Raw genomic sequence first — 17,498 nt, 5'->3', positions numbered from 1 at the left:
AACAACAAAGAGGCTATTGACGACAAGGAGGCAAAAAGCCATGAAGTTCCGAGGACGCAGGACCGCAGCAGCACTCGCGTGCACCGTTACCCTGGCGCTGGCGGGTTGCAGTTACCTGGCACCGCTGCTGCCCGCATCCATGCAGCCACCGCCCGCGGCGCCGCCGCCGGTGGTGTCGCCCAGCGGGCTCGCGCCGATCACCGAGGAGCAGGTGGAACGCATCCGCGAGGAGATCGCCACCAATCCGCCGATCCCGGCCGTGGCCAGGATCGTGCGCAGCGCGGCGCCAACGATCGAATCATTCGTGCGCACCGAAGGCTGCATCACCGCGCGCAACGGCGCCGTGCTCAACCCCTTCGCGGCGCCGGGCCGGCTGTTCGACAGCGGCAGCTTCCAGGGCGGCCCCATGGCGGAAATGCAGTACCACGACAAGACGGCCTGCGTGACCGTCAAGCGGATTCAGAACTGGAAGATGGTGTCGCCGAAGCTGCTGCGCTTCGACGTGGTGTACGTGGGCGACGACGGCGAGGAGCGCTCCGTCAGGCGCCATGAGCTGACGCGCCAACCCAGGGGCGGCTGGCTGTTCACGCGCTGAGCCCGCTGGCGGCCCGGTGCCGCCAGGGAAAGAAAAAAGTGTGAAGCCCGCCGATAAGCCGGATTCTGTGCGTTGAGGTTGCCCCCAACGTGACCGCCATTACTCTGGGCCGCTTGTCGCCAAACGGCTCGATGCCACCTACCCGCCAGCTCAGCGGAACCACCTCGATACTGGCCTACTTGGTGTTGCTGCGCGCAGAGATTGCCCGTTTCACCCGAACTTAATCGGCTCGTCTCTGTTGCTCTGATCCTCACCTCACGGTGGAGAGTCGTTAACTCCTGCGCTGTCCTGTGCAGTCCGGACGTTCCTCCAGTGCGGTCTTTCGACGCGGCGCCTTGCGGCGTCACCCCTTTCGGGCTTGCACCAGCGGCGGTCTGGCGTGCTTCACGGGCGCAATTATCGCCTGATCCCCTCGCATCCGCTGGCGGCCCGTTCCACAATGGCACCTCGACCGACTTGCCCCGACCCCAACAAAGCCCAAGGAGATCCAGTGAAAGCCCAGAACATCCTCCAGACCATCGGCAACACGCCGCACATTCGCATCAACCGCCTCTTTGGAAATGCGAAGCAGCAGGTGTGGATCAAGTCCGAGCGCGCCAATCCGGGCGGCTCCATCAAGGACCGCATCGCGCTGTCGATGGTCGAAGACGCCGAAAGATCGGGCGCGCTGAAGCCCGGCGGCACCATCGTCGAGCCCACCTCGGGCAACACGGGCATCGGTCTGGCAATGGTTGCGGCGGTCAAGGGCTACAAGCTGATCCTGGTGATGCCCGACAGCATGTCGATGGAGCGCCGCCGCCTCATGCTCTCGTATGGCGCCACCTTCGACCTGACGCCGCGCGCCGGCGGGATGAAGGCCTCCATTGCCCGCGCCGAAGAAATCGTGGCCGGCACGCCGGGCGCGTGGATGCCGCAGCAGTTCAACAACCCGGCCAACGTCGACGTGCACATGCGCACCACGGCCGAGGAGATCGCGGCCGATTTTCCGGACGGCATCGACGTGCTGATCACGGGCGTGGGCACCGGCGGCCACATCACCGGCGTGGCCAAGGTGCTCAAGAAGAAATGGCCGAAGCTGCAGGTGTTTGCGGTGGAGCCGGTGGCCTCGCCGGTGATCTCCGGCGGCGCGCCCTCGCCGCACCCGATCCAGGGCATTGGCGCGGGCTTCATCCCGAAGAACCTCGACACCTCGCTGCTGGACGGCGTGCTGCAGGTCGACGCCGAACCGGCGCGCGAAATGGCCCGCCGCTGCGCGGTCGAGGAAGGCATGCTGGTCGGCATCTCCTCTGGCGCCACGCTCACGGCCATCGCGCAGAAGCTGCCCACGCTGCCGCCCGACGCAGTGGTGCTGGGCTTCAACTACGACACCGGCGAGCGCTACCTCTCGGTCGAAGGCTTCCTGCCGTAATCTGGCTCGCCCCCAGTCTTCGCGCACTTCGTGTCGCTACGCCAACCCCCTACCGGGGGCAACACCAGAGGCCCGGCAAAGCCGGTTCCTCGGTGTTCCACGAATGACGACGTAAAATCGCAGGTTGCTTGATAAATACAAGCCCCACCGACATGCTGCGAATTTCCGAAATCAAACTGCCGCTCGACCACGACGACGCGGCCCTCCCCCAAGCCATTGCCACCGCCCTCGACACGCCGGTTTCCAGCGTGCGCGAGTTCAAGGTGTTCAAGCGCAGCTTCGATGCGCGCAAGCCGCAGCTGCTGCAGGTCTATATCGTCGACGTGCAGCTGGCCGACGCGAAGCTCGAGGCCGCGCTGCTCGCCCGGCATGCCGGCCATCCGCACATCCAACCCGCGCCCGACATGCGCTATACGCCGCCGGCGCAGGCGCCCGAAGACGCGCCCCGGCCCGTGGTGATCGGCTTCGGCCCCTGCGGCATCTTCGCGGCGCTGATGCTCGCGAAGATGGGCTTCAAGCCCATCGTGCTCGAACGCGGCAAGACCGTGCGCCAGCGCACCCGCGACACCTGGGGCCTGTGGCGCAAGAGCGTGCTCAACCCCGAGTCGAACGTGCAGTTCGGCGAAGGCGGCGCCGGCACGTTCTCCGACGGCAAGCTCTACAGCCAGATCAAGGACCCGCGCTTCCTCGGCCGCAAGGTGATGGAAGAGTTCGTGAAGGCCGGCGCGCCGCCCGAGATTCTTTACGTCGCGCATCCGCACATCGGCACCTTCAAGCTGGTGAAGGTGGTGGAGAACATCCGCGAGCAGATCGTGTCGCTGGGCGGCGAGATCCGCTTCGAACAGCGCGTGACCGACGTGCAGATCGAGAACGGCCAGCTTCGCGGCCTCACCGTGCTCGACCAGGCCACCGGCCAAAGCAGCGAACTGCGCGCCGACCACGTGGTGATGGCGCTCGGCCACAGTTCGCGCGACACCTTCGAGATGCTGCACGCGCGCGGCGTGCACTTCGAGGCCAAGCCCTTCTCCATCGGCTTTCGCGTCGAGCACCCGCAGGGCCTGATCGACCGCGCACGCTGGGGCCGCCACGCAGGCCATCCGCTGCTCGGCGCGGCCGACTACAAGCTCGTGCACCACGCCAGCAACAGCCGCTCGGTCTACAGCTTCTGCATGTGCCCGGGCGGCACGGTGGTGGCGGCCACCAGCGAGCCCGGACGCGTGGTCACCAACGGCATGAGCCAGTACTCGCGCAACGAGCGCAACGCCAACGCGGGCATCGTGGTGGGCATCGACCCGCGCGACTTTCCCGGCTGGACGGCCGAGACCGCGGGTGATGCGCTCGCCGGCATCGCGCTGCAGCGCGATCTCGAATCGAACGCCTTCGTGCTCGGCGGCGGCGACTACCGCGCGCCCGGCCAACTGGTGGGCGACTTCGTCGCGGGCAAGCCCTCCGCCGCGCTCGGCAGCGTGCAGCCTTCATACAAGCCCGGCGTCACGCCCACCGACCTGCACCAGGCGCTGCCCGCCTACGCCATCGAGGCGATGCGCGAAGCCTTTCCCGCCTTCGGCCGCAAGATCAAGGGCTTCGACCTGCACGATGCGGTGCTCACCGGTGTGGAAACGCGCACCTCGTCGCCGATCCGCATCACGCGCGGCGACGACTTCCAGAGCCTCAACGTGCGCGGCCTCTATCCGGCTGGCGAAGGGGCGAGCTACGCGGGCGGCATCCTGTCGGCCGGCGTGGACGGCATCAAGGTGGCCGAAGCCGTGGCGCGCAGCGTCGCGGGGGCTTAAGGAGCGACTTTCGTGTCCAGCAATAACAACGACGACTTCCACTTCTACGAGCCCGCCAAGGGCCATGGCCTGCCGCACGATCCGTTCAACGCGATGGTCGGTCCGCGGCCGATCGGATGGATCTCGTCGCAGGACGAAAACGGCGCGCTCAATCTCGCGCCCTACAGCTTCTTCAACGCCTTCAACTACACGCCGCCGATCGTCGGCTTTGCGAGCATCGGCGCCAAGGACAGCCTGCACAACATCCGCCAGACGCGCGAGTTCGGCTGGAACCTGGCCACCCGGCCGCTGGCCGAGCAGATGAACCAGTCGTGCGCGGCCGTGCCGCCCGAGGTGAACGAGTTCGAGCTCGTCGGCCTCACGCCTGCGGCGTCGCGCCACATCGCGGTGCCGCGCGTGGCCGAGAGCCCGGTGTCCTTCGAGTGCCGGCTCACGCAGGTGCTGCAGCTCGAAGGCGTGGACGGCGTGCCGGTGCCCACGTGGCTCATCCTCGGCGAAGTGGTGGGCGTGCACATTGCACGGCACCTGCTGAAGGACGGCATCTACGACACCGCCGCGGCGCAGCCCATCCTGCGCGGAGGCGGCCCCGCCGACTACTTCGAGATCAGCCCCGACAATCTCTTCAAGATGTTCCGCCCGCGCTGAGCGCGCGGAATCCGTTTTTTCCGCCGCTGCCAACCTGACAAGAACCGACCGATGACCGACACCGCTACGCCTCAAGAAGAAATCCAGGAAGTCCAGCCGACGGAAGCCGAGGGCGCCGCCGCCACGCAGACGGCCACCGATGGACGCCCGCCCCGGTCGCCGCGCCCGCCGCGCCAGCCACGGCAGCAGCAGCAAAAACAGAAGCCGAAGCAGGCAGCAGCCCAGCAGCCGCAACAGCCGGCGCGCTCGCGCAAGGTGCATCCCGCGCTGGAGAAACTGTTCGAGCTCTACCCGAACATGTTCGGCGCACGATTCCTGCCGCTCAAGCTCGGCGTGTTCCAGGACCTGCTCGAAAAGCACCCGGACGACTTCAAGAAGGACGACCTGAAGGTCGCGCTGGGCCTGCACGCACGCTCCACGCGCTACCTCGAAGCGGTGGCCGCAGGCCTCGCGCGCCACGATCTCGACGGCAACGTGGTGGAACCCGTTGCGCCCGAGCATGTGCACCACGCCATCCTCGAACTCCACCGCCGCCGCGCCCAGCGCAGCGGCGAAGATCTGCGCCCGCAATTGGTGGCGCGCATCGCCCGGGCCGTGGAAGCCTCGGGCCTCGACCGCGAAGCCTATGCGGTGCTGGTGCGCTCGCGCGACGAAGAAACCAATGCCGTGCTCGACGAAGCGCTGGCCGAACTGGCCCGCGAAGCCGCCAAGCGCGAAGCGCTGTTGCGCGCCTTCGAAGCCAGCGGCCGCAGCAGCGAGCATGAATTTGCCGAGATGTACGGCATGAATGCCGACGAGGTGGCACGCACGCTCGCACGCGCACGGGGCGAGCGGCAGCAGGTTCCTCCGGCGGCCTGACAGGCCTGCGAGCGCGTTCGTACTGAAATGCGGTAACGCGCACAAATAAAAAAGCCGCCACGGCCAAACCGCGGCGGCTTTTTGCCATCCGAGCGGAACGATCAGCCGCGCGCGTTCTGCAGCGCCGCAATGCGCTCTTCGATCGGCGGGTGCGTGGCAAACAGCTTGCCGATGCTGCCCGTGATGCCCATGGCTTCCACCGCCTTGGGCAGCTCGCCGGCCGGCAGGCCGCCCAGGCGTGCGAGCGCGTTCATCATCGGCTGGCGGTTGCCCATCAGCGCGGCCGCGCCGGCGTCGGCGCGGAACTCACGCTGGCGCGAGAACCATGCCACCACGATGGCAGCGGCAAAGCCCAGCACGATGTCCAGCACGATGGTGCTCACGTAGTAGCCGATGCCGGGGCCCGACGAACGGTCGTCGCCGCGGCGCAGGAAGCTGTCGACCGCGTAGCCGATCACGCGCGACAGGAAGACGACGAAAGTGTTCATCACGCCCTGGATCAGCGTCATGGTGACCATGTCGCCGTTCGCGATGTGCGCCACCTCATGGCCGATGACGGCCTCGACTTCTTCGCGCGTCATGCCCTGCAGCAGGCCGGTGGACACCGCCACCAGCGACGAGTTCTTGAACGCGCCGGTGGCGAAGGCATTGGGCTCGCCCTCGAAGATGCCGACCTCTGGCATGCCGATGCCGGCCTTGTCGGCGAACTTGCGCACCGTGCCGACAATCCAGGCCTCGTCGGGCGACTGGGGGTTGTCGATCATGTGCAGCTTGGTCGTCCACTTGGCCATGGGCTTGCTGATCAGCAGCGAAATGATCGCGCCGCCAAAGCCCATGATCAGCGCAAAGCCGAGCAGCGCCGTGAGGTTCAGCCCGTTGGCCGTCAGAAAGCGGTTGACGCCGAGCAAGCTGGCAACGATGCCAAGCACTGCAACGACCATCACATTGGTCAAAACGAACAGAAGGATACGTTTCAAGTTGAATTCTCCGTGGGGAATGCTGCCGCATAGATGAGGACCGGATAGCCCTCTTCAAGCCGTACAGAAAATGACGCTCTTCCTGTGTTGTTTGGATTCTGGATGAGCCGCACCGCGGCTGGCGGGTAGAGCGATGATAGGAGCAAAAGTTCTACGGACCGGGCCGGAAGACCTTGGGATCGTTGTAGAAATCCGCTGCGGAGTTGTCCACGCACCAGCCCGGCACGCCGAGCACCGGCAGCGGGACGAAAGGTTTTTGCGCGAGGTATTCCGCATCGACGCTGCGCGCCAGCGCCCGATCGTCGAGCGCCTGCGGTCCGCGGGCATCCGGTGAAGGTGGCGGCAGCAGCACATGCGCCGTGATCGCCTTTCGCGGGGCGGTGAGTTTCTCGAGCAGCGCATGGCCGAACACGATCAGGCGCGCCTCGGACCACAGCGCGCGCTGCGTCACGAAAAGGGTGTGCCAGTCGCGCGCGGCCAGCGCCTTCCACAACGCAGCGGGTGCATCGAGCACCGCACCGTTCTCGTCGAAGAGCGTGAGCGCGTCGCGCACCGGACCGCGCGTGGAGGTGACGCCGTTGCGGGCGATCTCCGCGGCTTGCAATTCATTGAGGCGGCGCTTGGTTTCGGGAAACGCCAGCCAGACCAGCCCGTTGAAGAAGTCGTGCAGGTTGTCACGCGTCGGCACGGTGCCGGTCTGGAAGATGTGGGCTTCGTAGGCACGGCCCGCGGGCAGGTCCAGTTGCGGCACGAAGGTGGGCGCGGAAGCCGGCTTGGCGCCCTGCGCCAGCGCCGCGGCAACGGAGGTGCAGAGCGCGGTGTGCGCCGCCGCTTCGCCAATGGCCCGATAAGGCGCGAGCCAGGGCTGCGCCCAGTCGATCGCCTCCAGGCTCAAGGCGCGGGGGCTCCGGTCCAGCGGATGCGGTCGGGGTGCTGCAGCACGGCGAACTCCGCAGGGAGCTTGTCGAACAGCTTGAGCGAACTGCCGTGCTTGCCCAGCAGCCCGGCCGCGCGCAATGCCTGGGCCACGTCGTTGAGCGGCACGTCGGCGCCGCTGCGCAATGCGGGTGCCGCCTGCAGGATGAACTCGGCCGCCTCGGAAGGCGGCTGCGCCGGCTTGGCGGACTTGGCCGTCTTTCGGGCCGGCGTCTTGGCTGCAGGGGTCTTGCGGGCTGGCGTGGCCATGCTCTTGCCGGCCTTGGCGGCGGGTGCGCGCTTCGCGGCCACCTTGGCTGCGGCCTTCCTGGCCGGCGCGATGGGCGCCGCAGCCGGCGCGAGCGCCGCGCCGTGGTGTCGCAGGTCGGTGAACTCGTCGTACACCGCCACGGTCTCTTCGCCAGTCTTGCCCTGCTGGCCGAGGCCGCAGACGCGGCAGCCCTTTTCGCGCAGGCGGATCACGAGCGGCGCAAAGTCGGAGTCGGAGGACACCAGCACCACCACGTCGGGGCGCTCGGCAATCACGAGGTCGATGGCATCGACCGCGAGCGCGATGTCGGTGCTGTTCTTGCCGGCCGAGAGATTGACCATCGGCCGCACCGACAGGCGCTTGAAGAGCGTCTGCTGCTTGAGCGCGGTTTCGGCATTGCAGTAAGCACGCCGTATGTGAATGGCGCCGTGCTCGGCCATGGTCCGCTGCACGGCCTGCTCGATCACGTCGGCCGAGACGTTGTCGGCATCGATCAGCAGCATCACGCGAATCATTGGCCCACCCCCAGGCTGCGCGCACTTCGTGTCGCTTCTCCCTCCCCCTCACTGGGGGCGACACCAACGGCCCGGCAAAGCCGGTTCCGTGGTGTCCCTCGACTGGATCGTGCCAACTTCAGATGTCGCGCGTTGGGCGACTGATCGCGTGACGGAAAACTCATAGAAGTTTCCAGTTCACGGTTTCGCCACCGCGCAGCGGCTTGAGCGTGGCGTCGCCGTAGGGCACCGTCTCGGGCACGGTCCAGCTTTCGCGCTTCAGCGTGATGGTGCCGCTGTTGCGCGGCAGGTCGTAGAAGTCGGGGCCGTGGAAGCTCGCAAAGCCCTCGAGCTTGTCGAGCGCGCCCACGCTGTCGAAGGCCTCGGCATAGAGCTCGATGGCGGTGAGCGCGGTGTAGCAGCCGGCGCAGCCGAGCGCATGCTCCTTCAGGTGGGCCGGGTGCGGCGCGCTGTCGGTGCCCAGGAAGAAGCGGTCGCTGCCGCTGGCAGCCGCCTCGACCAGCGCCACGCGGTGCGTCTCGCGCTTGAGCACGGGCAGGCAGTAGTAGTGCGGGCGGATGCCGCCGGTGAAGATGGCGTTGCGGTTGTAGAGCAGATGGTGCGCGGTGATGGTGGCGGCCGTGAAGCGGTTGGCATCGCGCACGTAGTGAGCGCCCTCTTTGGTGGTGAGGTGCTCGAACACCACCTTGAGCTCGGGGAAGTCGCGGCGCAGCGGAATCATCACGCGGTCGATGAAGACGGCCTCGCGGTCGAACAGGTCGATGGCCGGATCGGTCACCTCGCCGTGCACCAGCAGCAGCAGGCCGTGCTTCTGCATCGCTTCGAGCGTCTTGTAGGTATGGCGGATGTCGGTTACGCCGGCATCGCTGTTGGTGGTGGCGCCGGCCGGGTAGAGCTTGAGCGCGCGCACGCCGGCAGCGGCTGCCAGCGCGATTTCCTCGGGCGGCAGCTTGTCGGTCAGGTAGAGCGACATCACGGGCTCGAAGGCCGTGCCTTCGGGCACCGCGGCGAGGATGCGGTCGCGGTAGGCCATGGCCTGCGACGCGGTGGTCACGGGAGGACGCAGGTTGGGCATGACCAGCGCGCGGCCGAACTGGCGCGCACTGTGCGGCACCACGGCTTCGAGGGCGGCGCCATCGCGCACGTGCAGGTGCCAGTCGTCCGGGCAGGTGATGGTGAGGGTATCTGTCATGAGAAGGCGATTGTCGCATCGGGGGCCCGGAACAGCGGCTGGCACATGTCGTGCTTGACCGCTTCCCTTGGCCCCTTGGCCTTCGTCTTCGGGCCCTGGCCCGTCCTTTCCTTAGGAGTTGATGTGAAGCGTGCTGCTATCCCTGCCCTGTCCCTGAAACCGCTGGCCGCCAGCGTGCTGCTGGCCATGCTGGCCGTTGCCGCACCCGCTGCGCTCGCGCAGGAAAAAACCCTGCGCATCGCCATGACGGCCGCCGACATTCCGCGCACGCTGGGCCAGCCCGATCAGGGCTTCGAGGGCAACCGCTTCACCGGCATTCCGATCTACGACTCGCTCACGCAATGGGACCTGTCCAAGGCCGATGCGCCGAGCGTGCTGATCGCCGGGCTCGCCACTTCATGGGCGGTGGACGCCAAGGACAAGACCAAGTGGGTCTTCAAGCTGCGCCCCGGCGTCAAGTTCCATGACGGCTCGACCTTCAGCGCCGATGCCGTGGTGTGGAACGTGCAGAAGGTGCTCGACAAGGACGCGCCGCAGTTCGACCCCAGCCAGGTGGGCGTGACCGCCTCGCGCATGCCCACGCTGCGCACTGCGCGCAAGATCGACGACATGACGGTCGAGTTCACCACCAGCGAACCCGATGCCTTCCTGCCGATCAACTTGACGAACCTGTTCATGGCCTCGCCCGCGCAATGGCAGAAGAAGTTCGACGCCGCGGCCGGTGCAACGCCCGCCGACAAGGCCAAGGCCGCGTGGACCGCCTTCGCGGCCGACCCCGCCGGCTCGGGCCCGTTCAAGGTCACGCGCTTCGTCGCCCGCGAGCGGCTGGAGCTGGCGGCCAACAAGACCTACTGGGACGCCAAGCGCGTGCCGAAGATCGACAAGGTCGTGATGATCCCCATGCCCGAAGCCAACGCACGCACCGCCGCGCTGCTCGGCGGCCAGGTCGACTGGATCGAGGCACCCGCGCCTGACGCCATGGCGCAGATCACGCAGCGCGGCTTCAAGATCTATTCGAATGCCCAGCCGCACGTGTGGCCCTGGCAGCTCTCGTTCGCCGAAGGCTCGCCATGGCTCGACAAGCGTGTGCGCCAGGCCGCCAACCTGTGCATCGACCGCGGCGGCATGAAGCAATTGCTCGGCGGCATGATGGCCGAGCCCAAGGGTACGGTGCCGCCGGGCCACCCCTGGTTCGGCAAGCCCGGATTCGACATCAGGTACGACGTGAAGGCCGCGCAGGCGCTCATGACGCAGGCCGGCTATTCCGCGGCCAAGCCGATCAAGGTGAAGGTGCAGATCTCCGCCTCGGGCTCCGGCCAGATGCAGCCGCTGCCGATGAACGAGTTCGCGCAGGAGTCGCTCAAGCAGTGCTTCTTCGACGTGCAGTTCGACGTGATCGAATGGAACACGCTCTTCACCAACTGGCGCAAGGGCGCGAAGGACCCCTCGGCCAACGGCGCCAATGCCACCAACGTGAGCTTCGCGGCGATGGACCCGTTCTTCGCGATGGTGCGTTTCGTGAGCACCAAGGCCTTTCCGCCGGTGTCGAACAACTGGGGCTACTACGGCAACGCCGAGGTCGACAAGCTCGTGGCCGACGCGCGCACCAGCTTCGACGACAAGGCGCGCGACGCGGCGCTGGCCAAGCTGCACACCCACATCGTGGACGACGCGCCCTTCGTCTGGATTGCGCACGACGTCGGTCCGCGAGCGCTCTCGGCCAAGATCAAGAACGTGGTGCAGCCCAAGAGCTGGTTCATCGACATCGCCACCATGACGATGGACTGATGTTTGCCTATTTGATCCGCCGCATCGTCTACGCGGTGCCGATCATGGTCGGCGTGGCGCTCGTGTGCTTCCTGCTGGTGCACATCGCGCCGGGCGACCCGCTGGTGTCGATCCTGCCGCCCGATGCGTCGGCCGACCTGCAGGCGCAGCTGCGCGAGCTCTACGGCTTCAACCGTTCGCTGCCCGAGCAGTTCGCAATGTGGGTCTGGCGCGCGCTGCACGGCGACCTGGGCGTGTCCATTGCCAGCAACCGCGCCGTGGCGTCGGAGGTGCTCACCGCCGTCGGCAATACGCTGCGGCTGGCGGTGGTGGCTACGTTCATCGGCTTCGTGCTGGGCTGCCTGTTCGGGTTCGTGGCGGGGTACTTCCGCGGGTCGTGGGTGGACCGCTTCGCCTCGATGCTGTCGGTGCTGGGCGTGAGCGTGCCGCACTACTGGCTCGGCATGGTGATGGTGATCGTGTTCTCCTCGCAGCTCATGTGGCTGCCGGCCACGGGCGCGGGCCCGAGCGGCTCCGACGACTGGGCCTGGGACTGGGCGCACCTGCAGTTCCTGGTGCTGCCGGCACTCACGATGTCGGTGATTCCGATGGGCATCATCGCGCGCACGGTGCGCGCGCTGGTGGCCGACATCCTCGACCAGGAGTTCATCGTGGGCTTGCGCGCCAAGGGGCTCACGCACTTCGGCGTGTTCCGCCACATGGTGAAGAACGCGGCGCCCACGGCTCTGGCCGTGATGGGCCTGCAACTGGGCTATCTGCTCGGCGGCTCGATCCTGATCGAGACCGTGTTCTCGTGGCCCGGCACCGGTTTTCTGCTGAATTCGGCCATCTTCCAGCGCGACCTGCCGCTGCTGCAAGGGACCATCCTCGTGCTGGCGCTGTTCTTCGTGGTGCTCAACCTGCTGGTCGACGTGCTGCAGACGCTGCTCGATCCGCGCATTGCGCGTGCCTGAAGAAGAAACCGGAAAAGCCATGTCCACCGTGCTCGCTTCTTCTTCCCCTGTCGCGGCCGCCGTCGAGCCGCTGCCGGCCCAGCGCTCCCGCGGCTACTGGGCCTCCGTCTGGCTGCGCTTCCGGCGCGACCCGGTAGCGGTGGGCGCGGCCATCGTCGTGCTGCTGCTGATCGCGCTTGCGCTGATCGGCCCGTGGATCGCACCGGCCGACGCCTACCAGTCGTCGATGCTCAAGCGACTCAAGCCCATCGGCACCGCGGGCCTGCCGCTGGGCAGCGACGAGCTCGGGCGCGACATGCTCTCCCGGCTGATCGTCGGTGCGCGGCTGTCGCTCTTCATCGGCATCACGCCGGTGCTCTGCGCTTTCGTGCTCGGCACGGTCATCGGCCTGGTTGCCGGCTATGCGGGCGGCATCACCAACACGCTGGTCATGCGCACCATCGATGTGTTCTACGCCTTTCCCTCGGTGCTGCTGGCCATTGCGCTGTCGGGCACGCTGGGCGCGGGCGTGGTCAACTCGCTGATCTCGCTCACCATCGTGTTCATTCCGCAGATCGCGCGTGTGGCCGAGAGCGTCACCACCCAGGTGCGCAACCGCGACTACGTGGAGGCGGCGCGCGCCTCGGGTGCGAGCCCGTTCACCATCGTGCGGGTTCACGTGCTGGGAAATGTGCTCGGGCCGATCTTCGTCTACGCCACCAGCCTGATCGCGGTGTCGATGATCCTGGCCTCGGGCCTCTCGTTCCTGGGCCTGGGCGTGAAGCCGCCAGAGCCGGAGTGGGGCCTGATGCTCAACACGCTGCGCACGGCGATCTACGTGCAGCCTTGGGTGGCCGCGCTGCCGGGGGTGATGATCTTCATCACGTCGATTTCCTTCAACATCCTGTCGGACGGCTTGCGTTCTGCGATGGACAACAAGGGTTCGTGATGGGCGCTTGTCTTTTTGTGCCTCGGAGTGCGCGGTTGGTTTGTTCGGGGCGCGCTCCCGCCGACGGGGTACCTTGCTCCGCGAATGTCCCCCGCCCTTCGGGCTCCTCCTTTATTTCGCTGCGCAAGGCACCCCATCGACGTGACCGTCATGCGGCGCGGTCGTTGATCGAGCGGAACAACCGCAGCGCCCATTGGGCACAGGGCGCCGAGTGCTCCCCGCAGCGAAATAAAGGAGGAGCCGAAGGCGGGGGACATTCGCGGAGGGGAGTACCCGGTGGCCTGTGCACACGCCCTGAATCAGGAGCACCCGCAACGCAAACCGACAGAGGCATGACCGCATGGACGCACTGAAAGACATCGGCGGCCCCGCACAACCGCTTCTCACCATTGCAGGACTCGTCAAGCACTTCCCGCTCAAGAAAGATCCGCTGGGCCGCGGCGGCGGCATGGTGCGCGCGGTGGACGGCGTGGACTTCGAGGTAATGAAGGGCGAGACGCTCGGCGTGGTCGGCGAATCGGGCTGCGGCAAGTCGACCACCGCGCGTCTCCTGATGCAGCTCATCGAACCGACGCGCGGCGAAGTCGTGTTCGACGGCCGCGAGGTCGGAAGCCGCGACCTGCCGCTGAAGGAATTCCGCCGGCAGGTGCAGATGGTGTTCCAGGACAGCTACGCCTCCCTCAACCCGCGCCTCACCATCGAGGACTCGATCGCCTTCGGCCCGCAGGTGCATGGTGTGACACGACGAGAAGCCGTGGCCCGCGCGCGCGACCTGCTGTCGCGCGTCGGCCTCGAGCCGCAGCGCTTTGCGGAGCGCTATCCGCACGAGCTTTCAGGCGGCCAGCGCCAGCGCGTCAACATCGCGCGTGCGCTGGCGCTCCAGCCGCGCATGGTCATCCTCGACGAGGCCGTGTCGGCGCTCGACAAATCAGTCGAGGCACAAGTGATCAACCTGCTGCTAGACCTCAAGGCCGAATTCGGCCTCACCTACCTCTTCATCAGCCATGATCTCAACGTGGTCCGCTACGTGAGCGACCGCGTCATGGTGATGTACCTCGGCCAGGTGGCCGAGATCGGACCGGCCGACGCGCTCTACGAGGCGCCGGCCCATTCCTACACACGCGCGCTGCTGTCCTCCATGCCCTCGATGGACCCCGACCATCGCACCGAGGAAGCCCCGCTGGCCGGCGACCCGCCGAACCCCATCGACCCGCCCACCGGCTGCCGCTTTCATCCGCGCTGCGCCCTGGCCGCGCCGGTGTGCAGCCAGGTCGTTCCCGAACGCATTGCCACGGGCTCGCAGCATGCGGTGAGCTGCCTGGTCCACGAGCCTGGAAGCGGGCATCCGCTGGCGCAACAAGCGATGAGGCGAGCAGCATGAGCACCAACAGCAACGTCATTCTCGACGGCGAACCGATGGTCCGCCTGCGCGACCTCAGCGTCACCTTCTCGGGCGGACGCAAGCCCGTGCATGCCGTCAGCGGCGTGAGCCTGGACGTGCGGCGCGGTGAAGTGGTGGCGCTCATCGGCGAATCGGGCTCGGGCAAGAGCGTGACCATGCGAACGCTGCTGCGCCTGCATCCGGAGCGTCGCACGCGCATTGGCGGCCAGGTGCAGGTGGCGGGCCGCGACGTGCTTGCGATGCCGCAGCGCGAGCTGTTCGACTTCCGCGGCAAGGTGGCGTCGATGATCTTTCAGGAGCCCTTGCTGGCGCTCGACCCGGTGTATTCGGTGGGCGCCCAGATCGTGGAATCGATTCGCCGCCATGAAGCCGCTTCCGAATCCGAGGCGCGGCAGCGCGCGCTTGCGCTGTTCGAACGGGTGCGCATTCCGAGCCCCGAACGCCGGCTGGCCGCCTATCCGCACGAGATGTCGGGCGGCATGCGCCAGCGCGCCATGATCGCGCTGGCACTGGCCTGCAAGCCCCAGCTGCTGCTGGCCGACGAGCCGACCACCGCACTCGATGCCACGGTGCAGATCCAGATTCTGCTGCTGCTGCGCGAACTGCAGCGCGACCTTGGTCTTTCGGTGATCTTCGTCACGCACGACATCGGCGCGGCCGTCGAAGTGGCCGACCGCATTGCCGTGATGTATGCCGGGCGCATCGTCGAGGAAGGCACCGCCCGCGAGTTGATCCGCTCGCCGCGGCATCCCTATACCATCGCATTGCTCAAGAGCCGCGCGCACGGTGCGCTGGCGCGTGGCACGCGGCTTGAGACCATCGGCGGCGCGCCGCCCGACCTCTCGTCCCTGCCGCCGGGCTGCGCCTTTGCCGAGCGCTGCGCGCTTGCGAATGACATGTGCCGGGCCGCGCAGCCCACGGCGGTGGAGCTTGCGCCGAATCACCGCGCGCGCTGCATCCGCCCGGACGCCGCCGCGGCCACCGCGCCCGTCCTGGTCGCCTGAAATCTCTTCGTCCAAACCCTTCATCGCCATGCCGCTGTTCGACCCCGCACATGCTTTCGTTCCCTACCCCGACGTGCCCGTGGCGCGCGCAGGCACCGGTCCGCTGGCCGACCTGAGCTTTGCCGCCAAGGACTTGTTCGACGTGGCGGGCTACCCGACGGGCGGCGGCAGCCCGATCGTGCTTGCCATGTCGGGCATCAAGACGCGCACCGCGCCCACAGTGCAGAAGCTGCTCGATGCGGGCGCCCGCTTCATCGGCAAAACGGTGACCGACGAACTCGCGTTCTCGATGAACGGCAACAACGCGCATTTCGGCGCGCCGATCAACGGCGCGGCCAAGGACCGCATCACGGGCGGCAGCTCGTCGGGTTCGGCCTCGGCGGTGTCGTGGAATCTTTGCGACTTCGCGCTGGGCACCGACACCGGCGGCTCGGTGCGCGCACCGGCCAACCATTGCGGCTTGTACGGCCTGCGTCCCACGCACGGCCGCGTGAGCCTCGATGGCGTACTGGACCTGTCGCCCAGCCTGGACACCTGCGGCTGGTTCGCACGCGACATCGGCACCTTCGCGCGCGTGGCCGACGTGCTGCTGGGCGACGACGCGCCCGCGCTCCCGCAGCGCGTGCGGCTGCTGCGCCCCGAAGACGTCTGGTCGCTTGCCGCACCGGCCGCTGCCGGTGCACTGGCCGATGCAGCCGCGCGCGTGCAGGACGTATTCGGCGAAGCGCAGGGCATCAACGTTGCGCTCGACTCCTTCGATGCGATGTACTGGAATTTTCGCTACGTGCAGGCGCACGAGGCCTGGCTCACCGACGGTCCGTTGATCGAACGCTACGCGCCACCCCTCGGTCCTGGCGTGGCCGAGCGCTTTGCCTGGTCGCGCGACGTGACCGACGCGCAGATTGCCGCCGGCCGCGCGTTTCGCGCCGCCTTCCGCGGCCACCTGGCGCAACTGCTCGGCACCGACGGCGTGCTGCTGATGCCGACCATGCCCGACATCGCGCCGCTGCGCAGCGAGAGCGAAGCGGGGCTGGAGGACTATCGCAACCGCGCGATCCAGATGCTCTGCATCGCGGGGCTCGCGGGCTTTCCGCAGTTGTCGATGCCGCTCGCGCAGCGCGACGGTGCGCCGCTCGGTATTTCGCTGCTCGGGCCGGCCGGATCGGACCTGTCGCTGATCCGGATGGCAGAGCACATCGCGGCGGGCTGACTCGGCGACACTGCGCTCTTTCCATCCGGCGCCTGGCGCCAGCAACATCATGTCGGAAGCCTCGTCGCAGTTCGCCGATTTCATCGTGGACCGACTCTCCGGAATCCCGCGCATCGCCAGGACCCGCTTCTTCGGCGGAACGGGGCTGTCGGCCGATGCCACGCAGTTCGGGATGATCATGGGCAGCACCCTGTACTTCGTCGTGGACAAGGACACCCGGCCGAAATACGAGAAGCTGGGCAGCCAATGCTTTGCCTACGACACGAAGGCCCGGCGCGTGCAGGTGCGAAAGTATTTCCAGGTTCCCATCGAGACCATCGAAGACCACGAAGCGTTGACGGCGCTGGCCCGGGAGGCTGTTCAGGTGGCGCAAAGTCTCGCCGGGAAGAAAAAGCCCGCCGGCAAGAGCGCCTAGCTTTCCCAGTCGACGATCGCCGGCGCCGCGAACGCGCAGGTGTCGCAATCGACCGCATCGCCGGCACGCTCCACCACCACGAAGTCGCCCGCGTCCACGGCCAGCAGCGCGTGGTGCCAGGTGCCGGGCGCGAGCGTTACGCCCTGCAGCCCGTCGGTGATGAAAGCGGCAAGCGTCTCCGGAGACGGCGCCGCGCCGCGCGGCGCAACCACGATGACGAAGCGCCTTTCTCCGAGCGGCACGAAGGTCTGGCTGCCGAGCGCGTGGCGCTCCATCTCCGTGACCTGGTGCGGAAAGCGCCGCGCCTCTGCGCGGAACAGTGCGAGCATCGGCCGGCCGTTCGCGGTGCCGAGCTGCAGATCGGAAACCAGGTCGAAGCGCTGCGCATTGCCGCCGTTGATCGGGCGGCCTGCGCCGGCCGGTGCCTCGATCACAGTGCCATAGGGTGCGAAGGCTTGCGGCGTCAGCGGTTGCACGGCGAGTGGCATCAGGGCGGCGCGGGGAGCGGCATCGTTCATGCGGCCAGTACAGCAGAAAACATGCCGCTGGTCATCTCATCCCAGCCGGCGCCGGACCGGCAGGCGCTAAAGTCGCGGGCTTCTTGTTCCTCTGCGCAGCCTTGCGCCTTC

The 17,498-nt window shown here is 67.4% G+C and carries 17 protein-coding genes and 1 other RNA gene; 12 read left to right on the top strand and 6 right to left on the bottom strand.

Translation table 11 applies throughout. The features are described 5' to 3' along the window. Positions 1 to 40 precede the first annotated feature (40 nt). Positions 41 to 595 (top strand): hypothetical protein, encoded by a 555-nt coding sequence (locus tag BLR24_RS24055; protein WP_093021790.1) that lies wholly within the window; start codon positions 41 to 43, stop codon positions 593 to 595. Between the two features lie 38 nt (positions 596 to 633). On the opposite strand, the gene rnpB is transcribed toward BLR24_RS24055, so the two are convergent. Continuing rightward, positions 634 to 981, bottom strand: an RNA gene (rnpB, locus tag BLR24_RS24050) — RNase P RNA component class A. 104 nt (positions 982 to 1,085) lie between these two features. Here rnpB and cysK point away from each other — a divergent pair. The 4 genes from cysK (at position 1,086) to BLR24_RS24030 (ending at position 5,299) form a co-directional block, all read left to right on the top strand. Then, positions 1,086 to 2,003 (top strand): cysteine synthase A, encoded by a 918-nt coding sequence (gene cysK / locus BLR24_RS24045; protein WP_093021787.1) that lies wholly within the window; start codon positions 1,086 to 1,088, stop codon positions 2,001 to 2,003. A gap of 152 nt (positions 2,004 to 2,155) precedes the next feature. Further along, positions 2,156 to 3,796, top strand: coding sequence for an NAD(P)/FAD-dependent oxidoreductase (locus BLR24_RS24040; RefSeq protein ID WP_093021784.1), 1,641 nt, complete (start codon positions 2,156 to 2,158; stop codon positions 3,794 to 3,796). Positions 3,797 to 3,808: 12 nt separating this feature from the next. Next, positions 3,809 to 4,441 carry a flavin reductase family protein gene (locus BLR24_RS24035; protein ID WP_055801564.1) on the top strand — a complete coding sequence of 211 codons (633 nt, stop codon included), beginning with the start codon at positions 3,809 to 3,811 and terminating at the stop codon, positions 4,439 to 4,441. Between the two features lie 51 nt (positions 4,442 to 4,492). Continuing rightward, entirely contained in the window at positions 4,493 to 5,299 is an 807-nt protein-coding gene (locus BLR24_RS24030) for a ProQ/FINO family protein (RefSeq protein WP_093021781.1), read from the top strand. A 101-nt stretch (positions 5,300 to 5,400) separates the two neighbouring features. Here BLR24_RS24030 and htpX read toward each other — a convergent pair whose 3' ends face one another. From htpX to pyrC, 4 genes are all read right to left on the bottom strand, one after another. After that, on the bottom strand, positions 5,401 to 6,276 hold the full coding sequence (htpX, locus tag BLR24_RS24025; RefSeq protein ID WP_093021778.1) for a protease HtpX: 876 nt from the start codon (positions 6,274 to 6,276) through the stop codon (positions 5,401 to 5,403). Between the two features lie 151 nt (positions 6,277 to 6,427). Beyond that, positions 6,428 to 7,171 (bottom strand): DUF3025 domain-containing protein, encoded by a 744-nt coding sequence (locus tag BLR24_RS24020; protein WP_093021775.1) that lies wholly within the window; start codon positions 7,169 to 7,171, stop codon positions 6,428 to 6,430. Then, positions 7,168 to 7,977 (bottom strand): NYN domain-containing protein, encoded by an 810-nt coding sequence (locus BLR24_RS31200; RefSeq protein WP_093021772.1) that lies wholly within the window; start codon positions 7,975 to 7,977, stop codon positions 7,168 to 7,170. Before BLR24_RS31200 ends, BLR24_RS24020 begins: the two co-directional genes overlap by 4 nt. Positions 7,978 to 8,137: 160 nt before the next feature. Then, positions 8,138 to 9,169: a dihydroorotase gene (gene pyrC / locus BLR24_RS24010; protein ID WP_093021769.1), complete on the bottom strand. Its 1,032-nt coding sequence runs from the start codon at positions 9,167 to 9,169 to the stop codon at positions 8,138 to 8,140. A gap of 186 nt (positions 9,170 to 9,355) precedes the next feature. On the opposite strand from pyrC, the gene BLR24_RS24005 reads away from it, so the two are divergent. From BLR24_RS24005 to BLR24_RS23975, 7 genes are all read left to right on the top strand, one after another. Beyond that, positions 9,356 to 10,957 carry an ABC transporter substrate-binding protein gene (locus BLR24_RS24005; RefSeq protein WP_254787548.1) on the top strand — a complete coding sequence of 534 codons (1,602 nt, stop codon included), beginning with the start codon at positions 9,356 to 9,358 and terminating at the stop codon, positions 10,955 to 10,957. Continuing rightward, positions 10,957 to 11,910: an ABC transporter permease gene (locus BLR24_RS24000; protein ID WP_093021763.1), complete on the top strand. Its 954-nt coding sequence runs from the start codon at positions 10,957 to 10,959 to the stop codon at positions 11,908 to 11,910. Before BLR24_RS24005 ends, BLR24_RS24000 begins: the two co-directional genes overlap by 1 nt. Before the next feature lie 19 nt (positions 11,911 to 11,929). After that, entirely contained in the window at positions 11,930 to 12,838 is a 909-nt protein-coding gene (locus tag BLR24_RS23995; RefSeq protein WP_093022004.1) for an ABC transporter permease, read from the top strand. 340 nt (positions 12,839 to 13,178) lie between these two features. Then, positions 13,179 to 14,219 (top strand): ABC transporter ATP-binding protein, encoded by a 1,041-nt coding sequence (locus BLR24_RS23990; protein WP_093021760.1) that lies wholly within the window; start codon positions 13,179 to 13,181, stop codon positions 14,217 to 14,219. Positions 14,220 to 14,254: 35 nt separating this feature from the next. Next, positions 14,255 to 15,244 (top strand): ABC transporter ATP-binding protein, encoded by a 990-nt coding sequence (locus BLR24_RS23985; protein ID WP_093022001.1) that lies wholly within the window; start codon positions 14,255 to 14,257, stop codon positions 15,242 to 15,244. A gap of 28 nt (positions 15,245 to 15,272) precedes the next feature. Beyond that, positions 15,273 to 16,454, top strand: a complete 1,182-nt coding sequence (locus BLR24_RS23980) for an amidase (protein WP_093021757.1) — start codon at positions 15,273 to 15,275, stop codon at positions 16,452 to 16,454. 49 nt (positions 16,455 to 16,503) lie between these two features. Then, positions 16,504 to 16,869: a TfoX/Sxy family protein gene (locus tag BLR24_RS23975; protein ID WP_093021754.1), complete on the top strand. Its 366-nt coding sequence runs from the start codon at positions 16,504 to 16,506 to the stop codon at positions 16,867 to 16,869. Here the strand turns inward: BLR24_RS23975 and BLR24_RS23970 are convergent. Beyond that, complete coding sequence (locus BLR24_RS23970; RefSeq protein WP_093021751.1) at positions 16,866 to 17,387, bottom strand: ureidoglycolate lyase; 522 nt, start codon at positions 17,385 to 17,387, stop codon at positions 16,866 to 16,868. The two genes, BLR24_RS23975 and BLR24_RS23970, sit on opposite strands and share 4 nt — an antisense overlap. Between the last annotated feature and the right edge of the window lie 111 nt (positions 17,388 to 17,498).

It is taken from the genome of Variovorax sp. OV700 (assembly GCF_900099805.1).
Taxonomy (GTDB): Bacteria; Pseudomonadota; Gammaproteobacteria; order Burkholderiales; family Burkholderiaceae_C; genus Variovorax.
Note: the sequence above shows the minus strand (reverse complement) of the source record. Positions and strands in the feature narration are given on the sequence as shown.